Source organism: Ruegeria arenilitoris, assembly GCF_013032855.1.
Classification (GTDB): Bacteria; Pseudomonadota; Alphaproteobacteria; order Rhodobacterales; family Rhodobacteraceae; genus Ruegeria; species Ruegeria arenilitoris.
Genome location: NZ_WQDA01000002.1, coordinates 602,905 through 621,407 on the forward strand (window position 1 = coordinate 602,905; position 18,503 = coordinate 621,407).

Annotated in this window: 15 protein-coding genes; 4 read left to right on the forward strand and 11 right to left on the reverse strand. The window is 64.6% G+C overall.

From position 1 onward, the window contains the following. The first annotated feature begins 143 nt into the window (after window positions 1-143). Both GOW72_RS09240 and GOW72_RS09245 read left to right on the forward strand, forming a co-directional pair. Entirely contained in the window at window positions 144-3,305 is a 3,162-nt protein-coding gene (locus GOW72_RS09240; RefSeq protein WP_170366635.1) for a valine--tRNA ligase, read from the forward strand. Between the two features lie 128 nt (window positions 3,306-3,433). Then, window positions 3,434-4,600 carry a benzoate/H(+) symporter BenE family transporter gene (locus GOW72_RS09245; protein ID WP_170366636.1) on the forward strand — a complete coding sequence of 389 codons (1,167 nt, stop codon included), beginning with the start codon at window positions 3,434-3,436 and terminating at the stop codon, window positions 4,598-4,600. A gap of 26 nt (window positions 4,601-4,626) precedes the next feature. Here GOW72_RS09245 and GOW72_RS09250 read toward each other — a convergent pair whose 3' ends face one another. Further along, window positions 4,627-5,409, reverse strand: a complete 783-nt coding sequence (locus GOW72_RS09250) for a crotonase/enoyl-CoA hydratase family protein (protein ID WP_170366637.1) — start codon at window positions 5,407-5,409, stop codon at window positions 4,627-4,629. Between the two features lie 144 nt (window positions 5,410-5,553). Between GOW72_RS09250 and GOW72_RS09255 the strand changes: the two genes are divergently transcribed. Next, window positions 5,554-6,663, forward strand: coding sequence for a pyridoxal phosphate-dependent aminotransferase (locus tag GOW72_RS09255; protein ID WP_170366638.1), 1,110 nt, complete (start codon window positions 5,554-5,556; stop codon window positions 6,661-6,663). Here GOW72_RS09255 and GOW72_RS09260 read toward each other — a convergent pair. From GOW72_RS09260 to GOW72_RS09285, 6 genes are all read right to left on the reverse strand, one after another. Then, window positions 6,660-7,850, reverse strand: coding sequence for a pyridoxal-phosphate-dependent aminotransferase family protein (locus tag GOW72_RS09260; protein WP_170366639.1), 1,191 nt, complete (start codon window positions 7,848-7,850; stop codon window positions 6,660-6,662). The genes GOW72_RS09255 and GOW72_RS09260 overlap by 4 nt on opposite strands. A 52-nt stretch (window positions 7,851-7,902) precedes the next feature. After that, complete coding sequence (eda, locus tag GOW72_RS09265; protein ID WP_170366640.1) at window positions 7,903-8,538, reverse strand: bifunctional 4-hydroxy-2-oxoglutarate aldolase/2-dehydro-3-deoxy-phosphogluconate aldolase; 636 nt, start codon at window positions 8,536-8,538, stop codon at window positions 7,903-7,905. A 4-nt stretch (window positions 8,539-8,542) separates the two neighbouring features. Beyond that, window positions 8,543-10,348, reverse strand: coding sequence for a phosphogluconate dehydratase (gene edd, locus GOW72_RS09270; protein ID WP_170366641.1), 1,806 nt, complete (start codon window positions 10,346-10,348; stop codon window positions 8,543-8,545). A 1-nt stretch (window position 10,349) separates the two neighbouring features. Next, the gene (gene zwf / locus GOW72_RS09275; RefSeq protein WP_170366642.1) at window positions 10,350-11,795 is read right to left on the reverse strand and encodes a glucose-6-phosphate dehydrogenase; all 1,446 of its coding nucleotides are present in this window, start codon (window positions 11,793-11,795) and stop codon (window positions 10,350-10,352) included. A 146-nt stretch (window positions 11,796-11,941) separates the two neighbouring features. After that, window positions 11,942-14,185 (reverse strand): phosphoenolpyruvate--protein phosphotransferase, encoded by a 2,244-nt coding sequence (ptsP, locus tag GOW72_RS09280; RefSeq protein WP_093962727.1) that lies wholly within the window; start codon window positions 14,183-14,185, stop codon window positions 11,942-11,944. Window positions 14,186-14,231: 46 nt separating this feature from the next. Next, entirely contained in the window at window positions 14,232-15,470 is a 1,239-nt protein-coding gene (locus tag GOW72_RS09285) for an aspartate kinase (RefSeq protein ID WP_170337962.1), read from the reverse strand. A 166-nt stretch (window positions 15,471-15,636) separates the two neighbouring features. Here GOW72_RS09285 and GOW72_RS09290 point away from each other — a divergent pair, with 166 nt between their 5' ends. Then, the gene (locus GOW72_RS09290; protein ID WP_170337960.1) at window positions 15,637-15,993 is read left to right on the forward strand and encodes a hypothetical protein; all 357 of its coding nucleotides are present in this window, start codon (window positions 15,637-15,639) and stop codon (window positions 15,991-15,993) included. Here the strand turns inward: GOW72_RS09290 and GOW72_RS09295 are convergent. The 4 genes from GOW72_RS09295 to GOW72_RS09310 form a co-directional block, all read right to left on the reverse strand. After that, window positions 15,987-16,625 (reverse strand): SDR family NAD(P)-dependent oxidoreductase, encoded by a 639-nt coding sequence (locus GOW72_RS09295; protein WP_170337958.1) that lies wholly within the window; start codon window positions 16,623-16,625, stop codon window positions 15,987-15,989. The two genes, GOW72_RS09290 and GOW72_RS09295, sit on opposite strands and share 7 nt — an antisense overlap. A 3-nt stretch (window positions 16,626-16,628) precedes the next feature. Further along, window positions 16,629-17,084, reverse strand: a complete 456-nt coding sequence (locus GOW72_RS09300) for a DUF1178 family protein (RefSeq protein ID WP_170337955.1) — start codon at window positions 17,082-17,084, stop codon at window positions 16,629-16,631. A 72-nt stretch (window positions 17,085-17,156) separates the two neighbouring features. Continuing rightward, window positions 17,157-17,666: an NUDIX hydrolase gene (locus GOW72_RS09305; RefSeq protein WP_342355365.1), complete on the reverse strand. Its 510-nt coding sequence runs from the start codon at window positions 17,664-17,666 to the stop codon at window positions 17,157-17,159. Window positions 17,667-17,734: 68 nt separating this feature from the next. After that, a complete protein-coding gene (locus GOW72_RS09310; protein ID WP_170366644.1) occupies window positions 17,735-18,484 on the reverse strand; it encodes an EcsC family protein in 750 nt (249 codons plus the stop codon). Window positions 18,485-18,503 lie beyond the last annotated feature (19 nt).

Sequence of the window (18,503 nt, forward strand, 5' to 3'; positions counted from 1 at the left end):
CGCGCCCCTTTCACTGCCTCAGACCGCGACCCTAGCTTTGATGCGACGGATGTCCAGTGCGCGGGGTGCTTGGCCCTTTCCCTTCCCTCCGCCATTCGCTATTGCAGGCGCTGACCCAAGATCGATGACGCAGGACGCACCCGATGGCGATGGACAAGACATTCAACGCGGCCGAGGCCGAGGCCCGGATCTACAAGGCCTGGGAACAGGCCGGAGCCTTTAAGGCAGGCGCGAACAAGTCGCGCGACGAAAGCTTTTGCATCATGATCCCGCCGCCGAACGTGACCGGTGCGCTGCATGTGGGCCATGCGTTCAACAACACCCTGCAGGACATCCTGATCCGCTGGCACCGGATGCGCGGGTTCGACACGTTGTGGCAGCCTGGGCAGGACCATGCCGGCATCGCCACGCAGATGCAGGTCGAGAAGATGCTCGCCGCCACGCAACAACCCAGCCGGAACGAACTGGGCCGTGAGAAGTTTCTCGAGAAGGTCTGGGAGTGGAAGGGCGAATACGGCGGCACCATCATCGAGCAGCTGAAACGCCTCGGCTCTTCGTGCGACTGGTCGCGCAACGCCTTCACCATGGCCGGCGCGGCCGGCGACCCGCGCACGGGCCACGAAAACAGCCCCAACTTCCATGACGCGGTCATCAAGGTCTTTGTCGACATGTACGACAAGGGCCTGATCTACCGCGGCAAGCGGCTGGTCAACTGGGACCCGCATTTCGAGACCGCGATCTCGGACCTCGAGGTCGAGAATATCGAGGTCGCCGGCCATATGTGGCACTTCAAGTACCCGCTGGCCGGGGGCGAGACCTACACCTACGTCGAAAAGGACGAGGACGGGAACATCGTTCTTGAGGAAGAGCGCGACTATATCTCGATCGCCACGACCCGCCCCGAGACCATGCTGGGCGACGGCGCGGTTGCGGTGCACCCGTCGGACGAACGCTATGCGCCCATCGTCGGCAAGCTGTGCGAAATCCCTGTGGGCCCGAAAGAGCATCGCCGCCAGATCCCGATCATCACCGACGAATACCCCGACCCGAATTTCGGCTCGGGCGCGGTGAAAATCACCGGCGCGCATGACTTCAACGACTATCAGGTGGCCAAGCGCGGCAAGATCCCGATGTACCGCCTGATGGACACGCGCGGCCACATGCGGGCCGACGGCGCGCCCTACGCGGACGAAGCCGCCAAGGCCCAGGAATATGCCCGCGGGCGCGAATTCACCGAGAACGAGATCGACGCGATCAACCTGGTGCCCGACCATCTGCGCGGCCTCGACCGTTTCGAGGCGCGCGCCAAGGTGGTCGAAGAGATCACCGCCGAAGGCCTGGCCGTGATGACCCGCGCGGATGATCCGCGCCTGGGATCGACCGCGCTGAAACCCGATGCCGAGGGCGCCGACGCGCTGGTGCCGCTGGTCGAGAGCAAACCGATCATGCAGCCCTTCGGCGACCGCTCGAAGGTGGTGATCGAGCCGATGCTGACCGACCAGTGGTTCGTCGAGACGTCAAAGATCGTGGGCCCCGCGCTGGACGCGGTGCGCGACGGCCGGGTCAAGATCATCCCGGAATCGGGCGAAAAGACCTATTACCACTGGCTCGAGAACATCGAACCCTGGTGCATCAGCCGCCAGCTGTGGTGGGGACACCAGATACCGGTTTGGTATGGGCTGGACCTGTCGGCCGAGGATTTCAAGGATGACGAAAACGACGGCGAGCTGGACCTGGTCGAACTGGGCCGGCTGCTGAACGAAGGCGGCATGCTGCACCGGGGCGCGGTCATGGAGTGCGCCGCCAGCTTCGAGGACGTCACCGGGAAATTCCTGGATGACAATGCCGACATTCCCAGCCCGCTCAGCCACGCCACGGTGATCGAGGTGGCCGACAAGCACGAGGCGATCCACCGGTTCGCCGAAAGCCTGGCGCAATACGCGATCGACCGCGATCCGACCAAGCTGGTCTATCCGGTCTGGCGTGACCCGGATGTGCTGGACACCTGGTTCTCGTCCGGCCTGTGGCCCATCGGCACGCTGGGCTGGCCCGAACAAACCGAGGAGTTGCAGCGCTACTTCCCCACCGATGTCCTGATCACCGGGTTCGACATCCTGTTCTTCTGGGTCGCCCGGATGATGATGATGCAGCTAGCCGTGGTGAACGAAATCCCGTTCCACACCGTCTATCTGCACCAGCTCGTCCGCGACGAGAAGGGCAAGAAGATGTCCAAGACCACCGGCAACGTCATCGACCCGCTGGAAATCGTGGACGAGTTCGGCGCCGACGCGCTGCGCTTTACCAACGCCTCGATGGCGGCGATCGGCGGCGTGCTGAAACTGTCGCGCGAGCGGATCACCGGTTATCGTAACTTTGGCACCAAGCTGTGGAACGCCGTCCGCTTTGCCGAGATGAACGAGGTCTTCACCGACGCCGTCCCGCAACTGGACGTGGCCGACCTGCAGCCCAAGGCCGCCGTGAACCGCTGGATCATCGGCGAAACCGCCCGCGTGCGGGAAGAGGTCGACGCGGCGCTGGAGAGCTATCGCTTCAATGACGCGGCCAATGCGCTTTATGCCTTTGTCTGGGGCAAGGTCTGTGACTGGTACGTGGAACTGTCCAAACCGCTGCTGCAGGGCGACGATGCCGAGGCCCAGGCCGAGACCCGCGCCACCATGCGCTGGGTTCTGGATCAGTGCCTGGTCCTGCTGCACCCGATCATGCCCTTCATCACCGAAGAGCTGTGGGGCCTGACCGGCACCCGTGCCAAGATGCTGGTGCATGCCGACTGGCCCAGCTATGCCGCCGCCGATCTGGTCGATGCCGACGCGGATCGCGAGATGAACTGGGTGATCTCGGTGATCGAGAACACCCGCTCGGCCCGCGCCCAGATGCGCGTTCCGGCGGGCCTGTACGTGCCGATGCTGGTGACCGAGATCGACGCCCACGGCCAGGCCGCCTGGGACCGGAACGAGGCGCTGATCAAACGGCTGGCCCGGATCGACAGCCTGACCAAGGCCGACACGTTGCCCAAGGGCACGATCTCGATCGCGGCGCCCGGCGCGTCCTTTGGCCTGCCGCTGGCCGACATCATCGACATCGGCGCCGAGAAGGAACGGCTGGAAAAAGCCAAGGGCAAACTGGCCAAGGAACTGGGCGGTCTGCGCGGGCGTCTCAACAACCCCAAATTCGTGGCCTCGGCCCCGGAAGAGGTGGTGGAAGAGGCCAAGGCCAACCTCGCCGCCCGCGAAGAGGAAGAGGCCCGCATAAACGAGGCGCTGGCCCGACTGGCCGAGATCGCCTGATCCGTCAGCCCCTCGCATAAGCTTGACGAAACCCCGCCGCGCACGCCCGGCGGGGTTTTTTGCACCCGGCCCTGTTCACCGGGCCAAACGGTTGCTAGCAATCTCGGGACCAATCCACCGAGGCCTCCATGTCCAGACCCTTTCCGCCGATGCAGACCGTTTCTACCGGGCTGGTCGTGGCCGTAGTCGGCTTTTTCAGTTCCTTTCCGATTGTCCTGCAGGGGCTGGATGCCATGGGCGCCTCGGGGCCGCAGGCGGCATCGGGGCTGATGATGGCCGCCCTTGCCATGGGGCTGGCGGCGATCGTGCTCAGCCTGTGGTACCGCCAACCGATCAGCGTGGCCTGGTCCACGCCCGGTGCGGCGCTGCTGGCGGTTTCGGCCGCGCCGGCCGCGGGTTTCTCGGGTGCCATCGGCGCATTCCTGTTTGCGGGTGCGCTGACCGTGCTGGCCGGGATGTGGCACCCGCTGGGACGGTTGGCAGCGGCTATTCCCACCTCCTTGGCGCAGGCAATGCTGGGAGGGGTGCTGCTGCCGCTGTGCATCGTCCCGTTCCAGGCCGCGGTCGAGATCCCCTGGCAGGCCCTGCCGGTGATCCTGACCTGGTTCATCGCCGGACGTGTGCACAGACTGCTGGCGGTTCCCGCCGCCGTACTGGCCGCCGCGCTGGTCGTAGTTCTGTTCTCTGACGGACCGTCGGTCCGCCCCGACCACCTGCTGGCTGCGCCGGTCTGGATCACGCCCACCTTCTCGGTGGCGTCGATGATCGGCATCGGGGTGCCGCTGTTCGTGGTCACGATGGCCACGCAGAACATCCCCGGCATCGCGGTCGTGCGCAGCTTTGGCTATGCCCCGGTCGCAGGGCGGCTGTTCTCGGCGGTGGGCGGGGCCAGCATCCTGTCGGCCCCCTTCGGCGCGCCGGCGACTTGCCTCGCGGCCATCACCGCCGCCATGTGCTCGAACGAGGACAGCCACCCCGACCGGGATCAGCGCTATTGGTCTGCGGTCATGGCCGGGGTGTTCTATTGCCTGTTCGGGGTATTCGCCGTGGCCATCACCGGGTTTGCCGCCCATGCCGATCCGATGCTGATGGGCACGTTGACCGGCGTGGCGCTGATCGGGGTCATGGCCAACGCCACCTTCGCCGCGCTCGAGGTTCCGGCCGAGCGCGAAGCCGCGATCCTGACCTTTGCCATCACCGCCTCGGGCATCACCGTGTTTGGCCTGGGCGCGGCGGTCTGGGGTCTGCTGGCAGGCGGCATCGCCTATGGGGTGACGACGCGCCTGCGGGGCTGAGGCCCACCTGGCCGCGGCCCGCGAGTTTACTTGAACTCGGGCTTGCGGCCCTGCATCTGGGCCATCACCACTTCCATCTGGTCGGGTTTGCCGATCAGCTCGACCTGTTCGGCGGATTCGGCCAGCAGAACCTCGGCGCGCGACTTGGTTTCGGCCACCTCGATCAGGCGTTTCGCGGCGCGGATGGCCGAGGGGCTCCTGCCCGCAATATCCTCGGCCAGCGCGATGGCTTCGGTCAGCGGATCATCCGACAGGCTGGTGACCAACCCCCAGTCGGCGGCCTGGGCGGCACCGATGGGCCGCGCGGTATAGGTCAGCAGGCGCAGCACGTCGGACCGTACCAGTTTCGGCAACAGGACCATGCCGCCCATGTCGGGGATGATGCCCCATTTCATCTCCATCACGGCCAGCTTGGCATCGGGATGGGCGATCCGGATATCGGCGCCCAGCGCGATCTGCAGGCCACCGCCATAGGCCACGCCCTGAATGGCGCAGATCACCGGCACCGGCACGCGGCGCCAGATCAGCGCCAGTTCCTGCATCTCATTCGCGTCGTCATGGCTGCGGGTCATCAGCCACTCGGTCGGGTCCTTGTGCGCCATGGCCGCGAAACTGGCCATGTCGAGCCCAGCGCAGAAGCTTTTGCCCTCGCCCGACAGGACCACGGCCCGGGCGTCCGAGGCGGCGACCTCTTGCCCCGCTGCCAGGATCGCCTTGACCGTCGCATCATCCAGCGCGTTCATCTTGTCGCCGCGGGTCAGGGTGACATGGGCGATGTGGTTCCTGTATTCGACTGATACGCGCGCCATCTGGGCCTCCGGGTTTGATGTTCCGGGCAAACAATGCCCCGAAACCCGCAGCCGACGCCAGCCCGACGTGAGGGCAGACCGGTGCGGACGCCCCGGCCTCATGCAAGGCTTGCCCCGGCCATGCCCTTGGGATTATCTGCGCCCATGACCGGACCCAGATACACCCCGCTTGCACAATCCCTGCCCGCAACCGTGCCCTTCGTCGGCCCCGAGACGCAGGAGCGCCAGCGCGGCGCGCCCTTCGTGGCCCGGCTGGGCGCGAACGAGAACGTGTTCGGCCCCTCGCCCCGCGCGATCGAGGCGATGCGGCAGGCCGCTGACGGCATCTGGATGTATGGCGACCCCGAAAACCACGATCTGCGCCATGCACTGGCCGATCATCACGGGATCAGCCCCGACAACATCGTGGTCGGAGAAGGCATCGACGGGCTTTTGGGCTATTTGGTGCGTCTGATGGTCGGTCCGGGCGATGCGGTCGTGACCTCGGACGGGGCCTATCCCACCTTCAACTACCACGTCGCGGGCTATGGCGGGGCGATCCACAAGGTGCCTTATGCCAATGATCACGAAGACCTGGCCGCCCTGTTCGCCAAGGCGGCCGAGGTCGAGGCCAAGCTGGTCTATCTGGCCAATCCTGACAACCCGATGGGCAGCTGGCATCGCGGCGCTGACATCGTCGCGGCGATGGACGCCCTGCCGGACGGCTGTCTGCTGGTTTTGGACGAGGCTTACGTGGAATGCGCGCCCGATGGCACCGCCGCGCCGGTCACGGCGGATGATCCGCGCGTGATCCGGATGCGCACCTTTTCCAAGGTCTACGGCATGGCCGGCGCGCGGGTCGGCTATGCGATCGGAGCGCCCGAGTTGATCTCGGCCTTCAACAAGGTGCGCAACCATTTCGGCATGAACCGCATGGCGCAGGCCGGTGCGCTGGCCGCCCTGCACGATCAGGACTGGCTGGCGCAGGTACAGGCACGGATCGCCTCGGCCCGCGACCGGATCGGTGCGATTGCGCGTGACAACGGGTTGACCCCGCTGCCCTCGGCCACCAATTTCGTGGCGATCGACTGTGGGCGCGACGGAGCATTTGCCAAGGCGGTGCTGGAGGTGCTGGTGGCGCAAGGGATCTTCGTGCGGATGCCATTTGCAGCCCCGCAGAACCGCTGCATCCGCGTCAGTTGCGGCACCGAAGCCGAGCTGAACGCCTTTGCCGCCGCCCTGCCGCAGGCGCTGGCGGCAGCGCGCAACGCCTAGCCCGCCAGAACCGCCGCCGCAGCCTCGAGCGCGCCGGACCCGCGCGGGATCTCCAACGCGGCCATGGCGGTTTCGATGCCGCCCAGCAGGCCCATGACCATGTGCCCGTTCAGATGGCCCATGTGGCCCAGCCGGAAACACGAGTCCTCGTCCGCCATGCCCAGCCCTATGCCAAGGGTAAGGCCCAGATGCCGCTCGGTATAGCTGCGCAGGGGCGTGCCGCGACCCTCGGTCAAGCGCAAGGCGGTGACGGCATGGCTGCGATGCGCACGATCGCAGACGTTCAGGTGCAGCGCCCCGCCTTCGGCCCAGACCTCGCAGGCAGCCCAGACGGCTTGTGCCAGCCGCGCATGGCGGGCCCAGACATGCTCAAGCCCCTCGGCATGGATCAGATCCAGGGCGGCGCGCAGACCATACAGGTGGTGCGTCGGCGCGGTGCCGCCGAAATACTGATAGAACCAGTCGGGCTCTGCTCGCGGCTGCCAGTCCCAATAGCCCGAAACCCGCGGCATCGCGGCCCGTTTGGCCTTGGCCCGGTCGTTGAAGAACACGAAGGACATGCCCGCCGGGGTCATCAGCCCCTTCTGGCAGGCGGTGACCATGACATCGACGCCCCAGTCATCCATCTCGAACCGGTCGCAGCCCAGCGAGGCGATGCAGTCCGCCATCAGCAATGCCGGGTGGTTCAGATCGTCCAACAGCGCCCGCAGCGCCGGAATGTCGTTGCGGATCGAGCTTGACGTGTCCACATGCACCGCAAGAACCGCCTTGATCCGGTGGTCGGCATCAGCCCGCAGGGTCTGTGCAATCCGGTCCATGTACCACGGGTCGGACGGACCGAAATCGATCAACTCGACCTTGACGCCCAGACGCTCGGCCATTTCCGCCCAGCCATGGGTGAACCGCCCCGAAGCCGGAGCCAGCACGGTTTCCCCCGGCGCCAGAACGTTGAATAGCGCCGCCTCCCACGCGCCGTGGCCGTTGGCGATGTAGATCGCCACCTCGTGCCGGGTACGGGCCACGCGGCGCAGGTCGGCCGTCAGGTCGGGCATCATCTCGACCAGTTCACCGGCATAGATATTGGGCGACGGGCGGTGCATCGCCTGCAGCACCGCGTCCGGAATCACGGAAGGGCCCGGAATGGCCAGATAATTTCGCCCTTGGGCGAAGGAAATACTGTCTGTCATGTGGATCAACCTGCCTGTAATGGCGCCCACCCTAGCGCCCGGCCCGGCAAGGTCAATCCATCAGGGCGGCCGCCTCACGCGCAAGGGCTTCGATCCCCGCCCAGTCGCCCTGCGCCACCATCTGTTTCGGCGCAACCCAGCTGCCGCCCGCGCAGATCACGTTGGGCAGGGACAGGTAGTCGCGCGCGTTGGCGGGCGACACGCCGCCCGTCGGGCAGAAGGTGATCTGCGGCAGCGGCGCGCCGATCGCCTTGAGCGCAGGCGCCCCGCCCGAGGCTTCGGCCGGGAAGAACTTCAGCATGTCATAGCCCTGCTCGAGCAGGCGCATCGCCTCGGTCGCGGTGGCCGCGCCGGGCAGCAGCGGCAGGTCCTCGGCCTCGCAGGCGGCGATCAGGGCATCGGTGGCCCCGGGCGATACGCCGAACTGCGCGCCCGCCTCTTTTGCGGCGCGGACATCGTCGGGCGTGACCAGCGTGCCGGCCCCCACGACCCCGCCGGGCACCTGCGCCATGGCGCGGATCGCGTCCAGCGCCGCGGGCGTGCGCAAGGTCACCTCGAGCGCGGGCAGGCCACCGGCCACCAGTGCCTCGGCCAGCGGGCGGGCATGCGCGGCGTCATCGACGACCAGAACCGGGATGATGGGCGCCAATGCGCAGATCTCGCGGGTACGTTGGGTTTTTGCGGACATAGGCTCAGGCTCCGAAAATGCTGGCACCGGCATCGGCCGAGCCGACGGCGTTGCGGAACGTGGTGAACAGGTCGCGGCCGACCCCGTATTGATGCGCCGAAAGATCGGCGGTGGCGACGGGGCGCTCCAGCACGCCGGGGGTCAGGATTTCAAGCTGGCCCCGCACCGCATCGACCCGCAGCAGGTCGCCATCGCGCAGCTTGGCGACCGGGCCACCATCCAGCGCCTCGGGGCAGACATGGATCGCCGCGGGCACTTTGCCCGAGGCCCCAGACATGCGGCCATCGGTCACCAGCGCCACCTTCTGCCCGCGCCCCTGCAGGATCGACAGGATCGGGGTCAGCGAGTGCAGTTCGGGCATACCATTGGCCTTGGGCCCCTGAAAGCGGACCACGACGATGACATCATCGGTGAACTCGCCCGCCTTGAACGCGGCCTTGACCTCGTCCTGGTCGTGGAAGACGCGAACCGGGGCCTCGACCACCTGGTGTTCGGGGGCCACGGCCGAGACCTTCATCACTCCGGTGCCCAGATTTCCGCTCAGGCGCGACAGGCCGCCGGTGGGCTGGAACGGGTCATTGGCCGGGCGCAGAATCTTTTCGTTCAGGCTGTGGCCTGCGCCGTCCTCCCAGATCAGCGCGCCATCGATCAGCTTGGGTTCTTGCGTGTAATGATGCAGCCCCTGCCCCGCCACGGTCAGCGTGTCGGGATGCAGCAGGCCTTCATCCAGCAACGTGCCGATGGTGTAGCCCAGTCCTCCCGCCGCATGGAAATGGTTCACGTCGGCCAGACCGTTGGGATAGACCCGCGCGACCAGGGGCACGACGCCCGAGATATCCGAGAAATCCTGCCAGTCCAGCACAATGCCCCCGGCACGGGCCATGGCGATCAGGTGGATCAGCAGGTTGGTCGACCCGCCCGTGGCCATCAGCCCCACGATACCGTTCACGAAAGCCCGTTCGTCGAGGATCTGGCACACCGGCGTGTAATTGTTGCCCAACGCACTGAGCGACAGGGCGCGGCGGGCGCCTTCCTCGGTCAACGCATCGCGCAGCGGCGTGTTGGGGTTGACGAAGCTGGAGCCCGGCAGGTGCAGGCCCATGAACTCCATCAACATCTGGTTGGTGTTGGCGGTGCCGTAGAATGTGCAGGTGCCCGGCCCATGATAGGCGGCCATCTCGGCGGCCATCAGCTCTTCGCGCGTGGCTTCGCCGGCGGCAAATTTCTGGCGCACCTTGGCCTTTTCGTCGTTGGGCAGGCCGCTGGTCATCGGGCCGGCGGGCAGGAACACCGCCGGCAGGTGGCCAAAGCTCTGCGCCGCGATCACCAGCCCCGGCACGATCTTGTCGCAGACCCCCAGAAACACCGCCGCGTCAAAGGTATTGTGGCTGAGCGCCACCGTCGCCGCCAGCGCGATCACGTCGCGCGAGAACAGCGACAGCTCCATCCCGGCCTCGCCTTGCGTGACCCCGTCGCACATGGCCGGAACCCCGCCCGCGACCTGCGCGGTGCCGCCCGCGGCACGGGCCGCGCGGCGGATCAGTTCGGGATAGCGCTCGAACGGCTGATGCGCCGACAGCATGTCGTTATAGGCGGTGACGATGCCGAGATTGCCCACGCTGGTCGTGGCCATCGTCTGCTGATCGGCCCCTGCCCCGGCATAGGCATGGGCCTGTCCGCTGCACGACAAGTGCGCGCGCGCCGGCCCTTCGGACCGGGCCTGCTCCATCCGCTGCAGATAGGTACGGCGGGGATCGGCGCTGCGCTCGATTATTCTTTGGGTGACGTCGATGATGACGTTGTGAACCATCTCATCCTCCGATCTGGCGCCAGCGGCGCCCGTCGCGATGCATCAGCATCAATGCGTCTTCCGGGCCGGAACTGCCCTGATCATAGCGCGAGGGACGGTCGCCGCGCTCTTCCCAGCCCTTGATGATGGGATCGACCCAGGCCCAGGCGGCCTCGACCTCGTCGCCGCGCATGAACAGGGTCTGGTCGCCGCGGATCACGTCCATCACCAGCCGCTCATAGGCGTCCTGCGCGCGCACATCGGCACCCAGCGCCTCGGCAAAGCTCATGTCCAGCGCCACGTCCGTCAGGCGGAAGCCGCCCGGGCCGGGATCCTTGATCGTGGTGCGCAGGGTGATGCCCTCGTCAGGCTGCAGGCGGATCACCAGAACGTTGCCGTGCAGCGGGCCGACATTGGGAAAGATCGTGTGCGGCGGGTCGCGGAAAAACACCGCGATTTCGGATTCCCGCGCGCGCAGACGCTTGCCCGTACGCAGATAGAACGGAACCCCCGACCAGCGCCAGTTGCCCACGCGCACCTTCAGCGCGATGTAGCTTTCGGTCAGGCTGTCGGGGTTGCCCACATGATCGACATAGCCGTCGCCGCCCTTGTCCGCCCGGTACTGGCCGCGGGCGATGTCGGTCGGGGCGACAGGTTCCAGTGCCTCGATCACCTTGACCTTTTCACTGCGCACCGCGTTGGGCGAGAAGGTCGAGGGCGGCTCCATCGCAGTCAGGCACAAAAGTTGCACCAGGTGGTTCTGCACCATGTCCCGCATCGCGCCGGACTGGTCGTAATAGGCACCACGTCCTTCGACCCCGACGGTTTCGGCCACGGTGATCTGGACATGATCCACATGGGTCGCGTTCCACAGCGGTTCGAAAAGCGAGTTGGCAAAGCGCAGCGCCATCAGGTTCTGCACCGTTTCCTTGCCCAGGTAATGGTCGATCCGATAGATCTGATGTTCTTCGAAACAGGCGCCGAGACCTTCGTTCAGCGCCTTGGCCGAGGCCAGATCATGGCCGAAAGGTTTCTCGACCACGATGCGGCTGTCGGGCGTGGCCAGCCCGTGATCATGCAGGCGCTGCGCGATGCCGGGAAACAGTTTCGGACCGACCGACAGGTAATAGGCGCGCACCACGTCAGGGCGCAGCGACTTGGCCAGCTTGTCCCAGCCGTTTTCGCCAAGCGCATCGACCGGCACGTATTCGACCCGGGCCAGAAACCGATCCAGCACGTCCTTTTTGAACGACGGCGCGAATTCCTTCATCGACTTTCGCACCTGCGCGCGGAACCCGTCATTGTCCATATCCGACCGCGCGGTCCCGATGATGCGCGCATCTTCGGGCATCTGCCCCACTTCGAACCGATGGTAGAGGCCCGGCAGGATCTTGCGCTGGGCCAGATCTCCGGTCGCGCCGAACAGGACCAGATCGAACGGATCTACCGGGATTACGCGTGAAACCATGGCTGGCTCCCTTCTTCGGACAATCCGGCGCGGTCTGCAGCCAGACACCCTGTTACCGCTAACATTCGTGGCTTGGATAGAAAGACCAAGCCCAAAAAGCAAGCCCGGATTTCGGAATCGGGCCTTTTTTCGCGGTCATCATGGCCTCAGCCGTTGTCGCGCAGATACTCCATGATCGCCGGGCGCACCGATTGTTCGCCGCGATGGCGGGCGTCGGCGATGATCTTGCGGACATCCTGCAGGTTGGACCGCAACAACAGGCTTTTGACCGGGCCGATCGAGGCCGGGCGCATCGACAGGGTGCGGATACCCATCGCCGCCAGGCACAGTGCCTCGATCGGGCGGCCGGCATCCTCGCCGCAGAAACTCAGCGGCGTGTCGGAAATTCCGCACCGTTCGACGATGCGCTCGATCAGGCTGAGGAAGCTGACATTCAGCGTGTCATAGCGGCGGCGCACCAGCTCGTTTTCACGGTCGGCGGCGAAGAAGAACTGTTTCAGGTCGTTGCCGCCGATCGAGATGAAATCGACCTCGTCAAAGAACTTCTGGGGGGCGAAGGCCAATGATGGTGTTTCCAGCATCGCCCCAACTTCCAGCGTTTCCGGCAGCACATGACCCAAGCGCTTTTCGCGCTCCAGCGTCTTGTTCACTTCCCAACGGGCCTCGCGGTATTCGTCGGCCTGGGCGACAAACGGGAACATGACCGTCAGAGGACGGCCATCCGCCGCGCGCAACAGGGCCTGCAGCTGCATCCGCATCACGCCGCGCTTGTCCAGGCCCACGCGAATGGCGCGCCAACCCAGCGCCGGGTTGGGCTCGGCGACATGTTTCATGTAGGGCAGCACCTTGTCCGACCCGATATCCAGCGTGCGGAATACCACGCGCTTGCCATCGGCCGAATCCAGAACGCGCTTGTACTGCGCCACCAGTTCCGACCGTTTGGGCATCTGGTTGCGGATCAGGAACTGCAATTCGGTGCGGAACAGGCCTACGCCCTCGGCCCCGGACGTCTTGAGCGACGGCAAGTCGGCCATCAGGCCGGCATTCATCACCAGATTGATCCGCTCGCCATCCTTTGTCACGGTCGGGGTTTCGCGGATCGAGGCATAGCGTTTCTGCGCCTCGGCCTGCATGGCCATCTTGTCGCGGAAGGCGCTGACGACGGTATCCTCGGGGCGCAGATGCACGACGCCCTCATCCCCGTCGACCAGAATATGGTCGCCGTTCAAAGCCTCGGTCGTGATCCGGCCCACATGTACCACCAGCGGGATGGCCAGAGCGCGGGCGACGATGGTGGCATGACTACCGACCGAGCCCTCCTCGAGCACGACACCTTTCAGCGAACGGCCATATTCCAGCAGGTCACCCGGGCCGATATTCCTCGCCACCAGGATCGGATCGGGCGGCAGTTCTTTACCGTTCGACCCGCCCTGCCCTGTCAGAATGCGCAGCAGACGGTTGGACAGATCGTCCAGATCCGCCAGACGCTCGCGCAGATAAGGGTCGGTGACCTGGCTCATCCGGGCGCGGGCCTGCGACTGCTCCTTTTCCACCGCCGCCTCGGCGCTGAGACCGCGGGCGATGTCCTCTTCCATCCGGCGCATCCAGCCCTTGGAATTGGCGAACATCCGGTAGGCTTCCAGAACCTGCAGCTGTTCCGTGTCGCCGCCCCGCGAGATTTCAAGCATCTTGTCGACGCCCACGCGCAGCTCTTCGACCGCCTCGTTCAGCCGCTCCAGCTCGCGATGTGGATCGTCGGCGATCGGGTTGGTGACGACGACACGCGGCTCATGCAGCCAGACATGCCCCTCGGCCGAGCCCTCCTGTGCCGGGCCACCGCGCAGCAATATGGATTGCTGATGCAGTGGTGAAAGGGCGGCACCTTCGCCCACAAACGCACCCAATTCGGCCATTTCCGCAAGGACCATTGCCACGACTTCAAGCGCATAGACCTCATCCGCGGAAAACTCGCGTTGAGCGCGGGACTGGACCACAAGAACCCCAAGCTTCTGCCCCAGCCGCTGAATGGGCACGCCCAGGAACGACGAAAAACGCTCCTCGCCTGTTTCCGGCATGTACCGGAAACCTTTCTCGGAGGGCGCATCGGCGGCGTTGACGACCTTGCCGAACTTGGCCACCCGGCCAACGAGACCTTCCCCCAGACGCATGCGGGTCTGGTGTACGGCCTCGGGGGCAAGACCTTCGGTGGCACACAGCTCCAGGGTTTCGTCGTCGCGGAACAGATAGATCGAGCACACCTCGCACCGCATGCTGTCGGCGATCAGGTGAGTGATCCGGTCAAGACGCTCCTGACCGGCAGCCTCGCTTGCCATCTCCTCGCGCAGCCGCCCCAGCAGCTTGCGGGATTCTGTTTCCATTCCGTCTGCCATCGCCCGATCTACTCTGCGGTGTCAGGCGGGACCTTGGCCGAGATGCTCAGGCCGCCTTTTCCAGTTCAAAGGCATCATGCAGCGCCTGAACGGCAAGTTCCATGTATTTCCGGTCGACGAGGACGGAAATTTTGATCTCGGAGGTTGTAATGACCTTGATGTTGATCCCCTCATCCGAGAGTACCTTGAACATCTTGGCCGCCACGCCCGACTGCGAGCGCATGCCGATGCCCACCACCGAAACCTTGGCCACATCGGTGTCGGCGACCAGCTCGGCATAGTTCAACTCGCCACGCTCCTTGACTGCCAACAGCGCCTTTTCGGCGCGCGCCACCTGGTTGGTGGGGCAGGAAAAGGTCATGTCCGTGCGCCCCTCGTCCGAGATGTTCTGCACGATCATGTCGACGTTGATCCCCTCATCGCTGAGCGCGTTGAAGATGATCGCGGCGATGCCGGGGCGGTCGGCGACCGACACGACGGTCATCTTGGCCTCGTCCCGCGAATAGGCCACACCCGAGACTACATTGGATTCCATGATTTCCTCCTCGTCGACGACCAGGGTTCCGGCCTCGTCGGACTGTTCCTCGAAGCTTGAGAGAACACGCAGTTTCACCTTGTACCGCATCGCCAGCTCGACCGAGCGGGTCTGCAGCACCTTGGCCCCCAACGAGGCCAGTTCGAGCATTTCCTCGAACGAGATCTTGTCCAGCTTGCGCGCCTTCTCGCAGATGCGCGGATCGGTGGTATAGACGCCGTCCACATCCGTGTAGATGTCGCAGCGTTCGGCGTCGAAGGCGGCGGCAAAAGCCACGGCAGTGGTGTCCGAACCGCCCCGGCCCAACGTGGTGATCCGCCCCTCGGGGCTGAGACCCTGAAAGCCTGCCACCACCGCGACCTTCATGCCCTCGCCGAACTTCTGGTTGATGTTGTCGGTCGGAATATCAAGGATCCGCGCCGCCGAATGGGCGCCATCGGTCAGCAGCGGCACCTGCCAGCCCTGCCAGCTGCGGGCGGGGATCTCCATTTCCTGCAGCGTCAGCGCCATCAGACCGGCGGTGACATTCTCGCCCGAGGATACCACGGCATCATATTCGCGCGCGTCATACAGCGGCGAGATCTCGTCGACCCAGCCCACCAATTCGTTGGTCTTGCCCGACATGGCCGACACGATGACGATGACGTCATAGCCCTTGGCCACTTCGACGCCGATGCGCTTGGCAGCGCGGCGGATGCGGTCGAGGTTGGCGACGGATGTGCCGCCGAATTTCATCACGAGTACGGGCATGGGGGCAAATGTCTCCGCGCCTTGGATTTCCGGTCCCGAGCGTCTTATGCGAGGCAACACACAAGAGCAAGGGCACATAGAACGGCAGGACACTGCAGCGCAACGCTTTACAAGGACCGGCAGCAATGTCAGCGTATCGTCAAGGATTTAAACCGTGAGGAATACCATGCTGCGTTTTGTTTTCGCCTGTGCTCTGATGTCCAGCCCGGCTCTGGCCCAGGTGGCTTCACTGTCCGGAACGGACGGCCAGAACGCGTTGGGAACGGTCCCCTGCGCCGCGTTGGCGGGTCAGCCATTGAAAAATTGCCCTGCCGAGTTGCGGCGCAAGGATGATGGCACTGCAACCCTGGCGGTTCAGTTGGATACTGGGGAAGTACGCCGCATCTATTTCACCGATGGAAAGCCGGATTCCAGCAGCTCGACGTCGAAGATCACTTCGGAAACGCGGGGCGAAATTCTGGTGATCTTCATCGATCCCGGTGAAGTCTACGAGATCCCCAAGGCAGCGCTGGCCGCTCAGTAAGGATGTGCCTGCCCGTCCCAGGTTTCAAAGCAGCCGGTGGAGTCCAAACTCAGCGCATCGAAACGCTCGGTCAACCCGGCAACGGCCTGTGACACGGTAATGTCGGCGGCCTGACCGCCCATGTCCGTCTGCACCCATCCCGGGTGATAAATGCCGACGGCGATGCCATCGTCCTTGATATCCACCGCCAGGTTGCGCCCAAGGTTCAGCACAGCCGCCTTGGAGGCCCGATAGATATAGCTGCCCCCGGGCGCCCGCGTGTGCGAGGCCATCTGCGACGAGATGATCGCGATCTTGCCGCGCGCCGCACGCAAATTGGGCAACAAGGCCTGAATGGTCAGAAACACCCCGGTGACGTTGGCCGCAAAGGTCTGGTCCCACATCTCGGCCGGGTAGCCGTCGATTGTCTGGCCTTTGTCCAGATAGACACCTGCGTTGCAGATCAACAGATCTACAGGCTGGCCATCCAACTTGCGCGCCATCTGCGCCTGTTGTGCCGGGTCGGTAACGTCCAAACGAATATCGGCGGAATCGTCCCGTGTGGTGCCGGTGACAGTATCGCCGCGGCCACGATAGAATTCAGCAAGGGCGCGCCCAATGCCGCGATTGGCGCCGGTGATAACAAGATGCACGGTTCAGTTCGTCTTTCGGCTTGGAATGAACGGCAGAGGGGCCACCGGAACCCCATCTTCGATCAGGGCCTTGGCCTCTTCCGGCTTGGCCTCGCCATAGATGGCGCGCTCCGGGGCCTCGCCCAGATGTATCTTGCGGGCCTCGCGCGCAAATTCGCGGCCGACATAATCGGAATTCGCCTCGACCTTGGCGCGCAGGGCGTTGAGAACGCGCTCTATCTCGGCCTTGGTCGGTTGGTGCTGGGCTTCGGGTCGATCACTGTTCTCCGCGCGCGGCATTTCAGCAGATGAGCGCGCAGACTGGACCCGCGGCGTCATGATCGCCTTTTCGACCTGGGTGCTGCCGCAAGTCGCGCAAGAGACCATTCCAGCCTTGGACAGCTTGTCGTAAGCGTCCGCAGACTGGAACCAACTGTCAAACGCGTGACCATTGCAGCATTTCAGTGAATATTGAATCATCTGTCGCCCAAAATGTCGGTGGGCCAATAGATACTGACAGACATGGCAATATCAAGTCTTTACAGAGGCGGTTCAATGAGGATTGAGCGCATTTGACCGCAACAGCCCGGAAAGCCCGCCGATCGAAACCGCTTGTGCTGCTTTTTCCGGCAGCATCCATCTACGCCGCCGTTCTGCGACTTCGGGGAACCGATCCGCCGTCTTGGTAACAAGCAACGGGTAGACATCAACGACGCATGTCACCCGCCCCAGATCCCGGTGGTGTTTGTCGAAAGAGAACTGCCCGATACTGCGCGTCTCACAACGGCCTGTCACACCGGCCTCTTCCCAGGCCTCCTGCGCTGCGGTCTCAGCCCCGCTAAGGCCGTCGATCATGCGGCCTTTGGGGATGATCCACCGCCCCGACCCCCGGGTCGTGATCAACAATATCTCAGGCACCCCGCGCCGAAGCCGGTAGCATAGAGCCGCAGACTGCGGCAGAACCGGAAATGCCCCGGTTTCGGACAAAATATCTGGTGACAGCCCTGCGTTTTTCACGCTGCCCCGCCTCTTGTTTTGTTCTTCTTGCCTGTTTTCGGCCACTTATCTTGCGGACCGATTAGGTGCAGGATACCACATCCTGCGGTTCTGTCCAATTTTGAAACTGTGGGTCAGACCAACATGCGACGTTGCAGACGCTGCACAAGCTCGTCATGCGGAATATCGGCATCGATCGCCAGACGCCGCAGGCCAAAATGCACACGGGCAATCTGCTGATAGTACCGGGCGTAGAGGTAGTTCGCGCCGCCTCCGGCCAAAGCTCCCAGTACCGGAACGGTCTGTGCCGCCAGTTTCTGCCCCAAAACGACCGACAATCTCGGCGCGACGGCGGCAATGATCTTTTGCAGAGCGGGGCCCGTCACGGTCAGTCGGACCGAAAAGAACCCCATGTCTGCGCCGTCGTCATGCGCCAAGGGACCTGCCGCCGACAAAACGCGGATGCAATCGAACTGCACGTTCCTTGCCGAGGGGTCAAAACCTTCACGCGATGCGGCCCCTTGGATTGCGCGCAACAACATGGCCGTGGTCGCCGGAAGCTCGATCAACGCCGTCGTCAGGCCGCCAGCCCCACCCGCGGCGCCCATCGTGGTCGAGATGGCGGTATTGACCCACGGCTTCTGGTCGGGAACCGCGCGGCGCGATCCGTCAGCGGCACGGACTGCAAGCCACAAGGCCTGCTCGGTTGCACCGATCAGCCCATCGCGCACCGAACCGGGCAGCTGCTCCACCAGCGACTCGGCCGATCCACCCAGACGATTGAGCAACCGGATGCCGCTGCCGCCCGCACTGCGGTAGTGGCTTGCCAGCCGGTCCAACTCGGCATCGGGGTCAATTTCTCCGACGAGAACGACGTCATTCATTCGGTGTCCTCCTGACCCT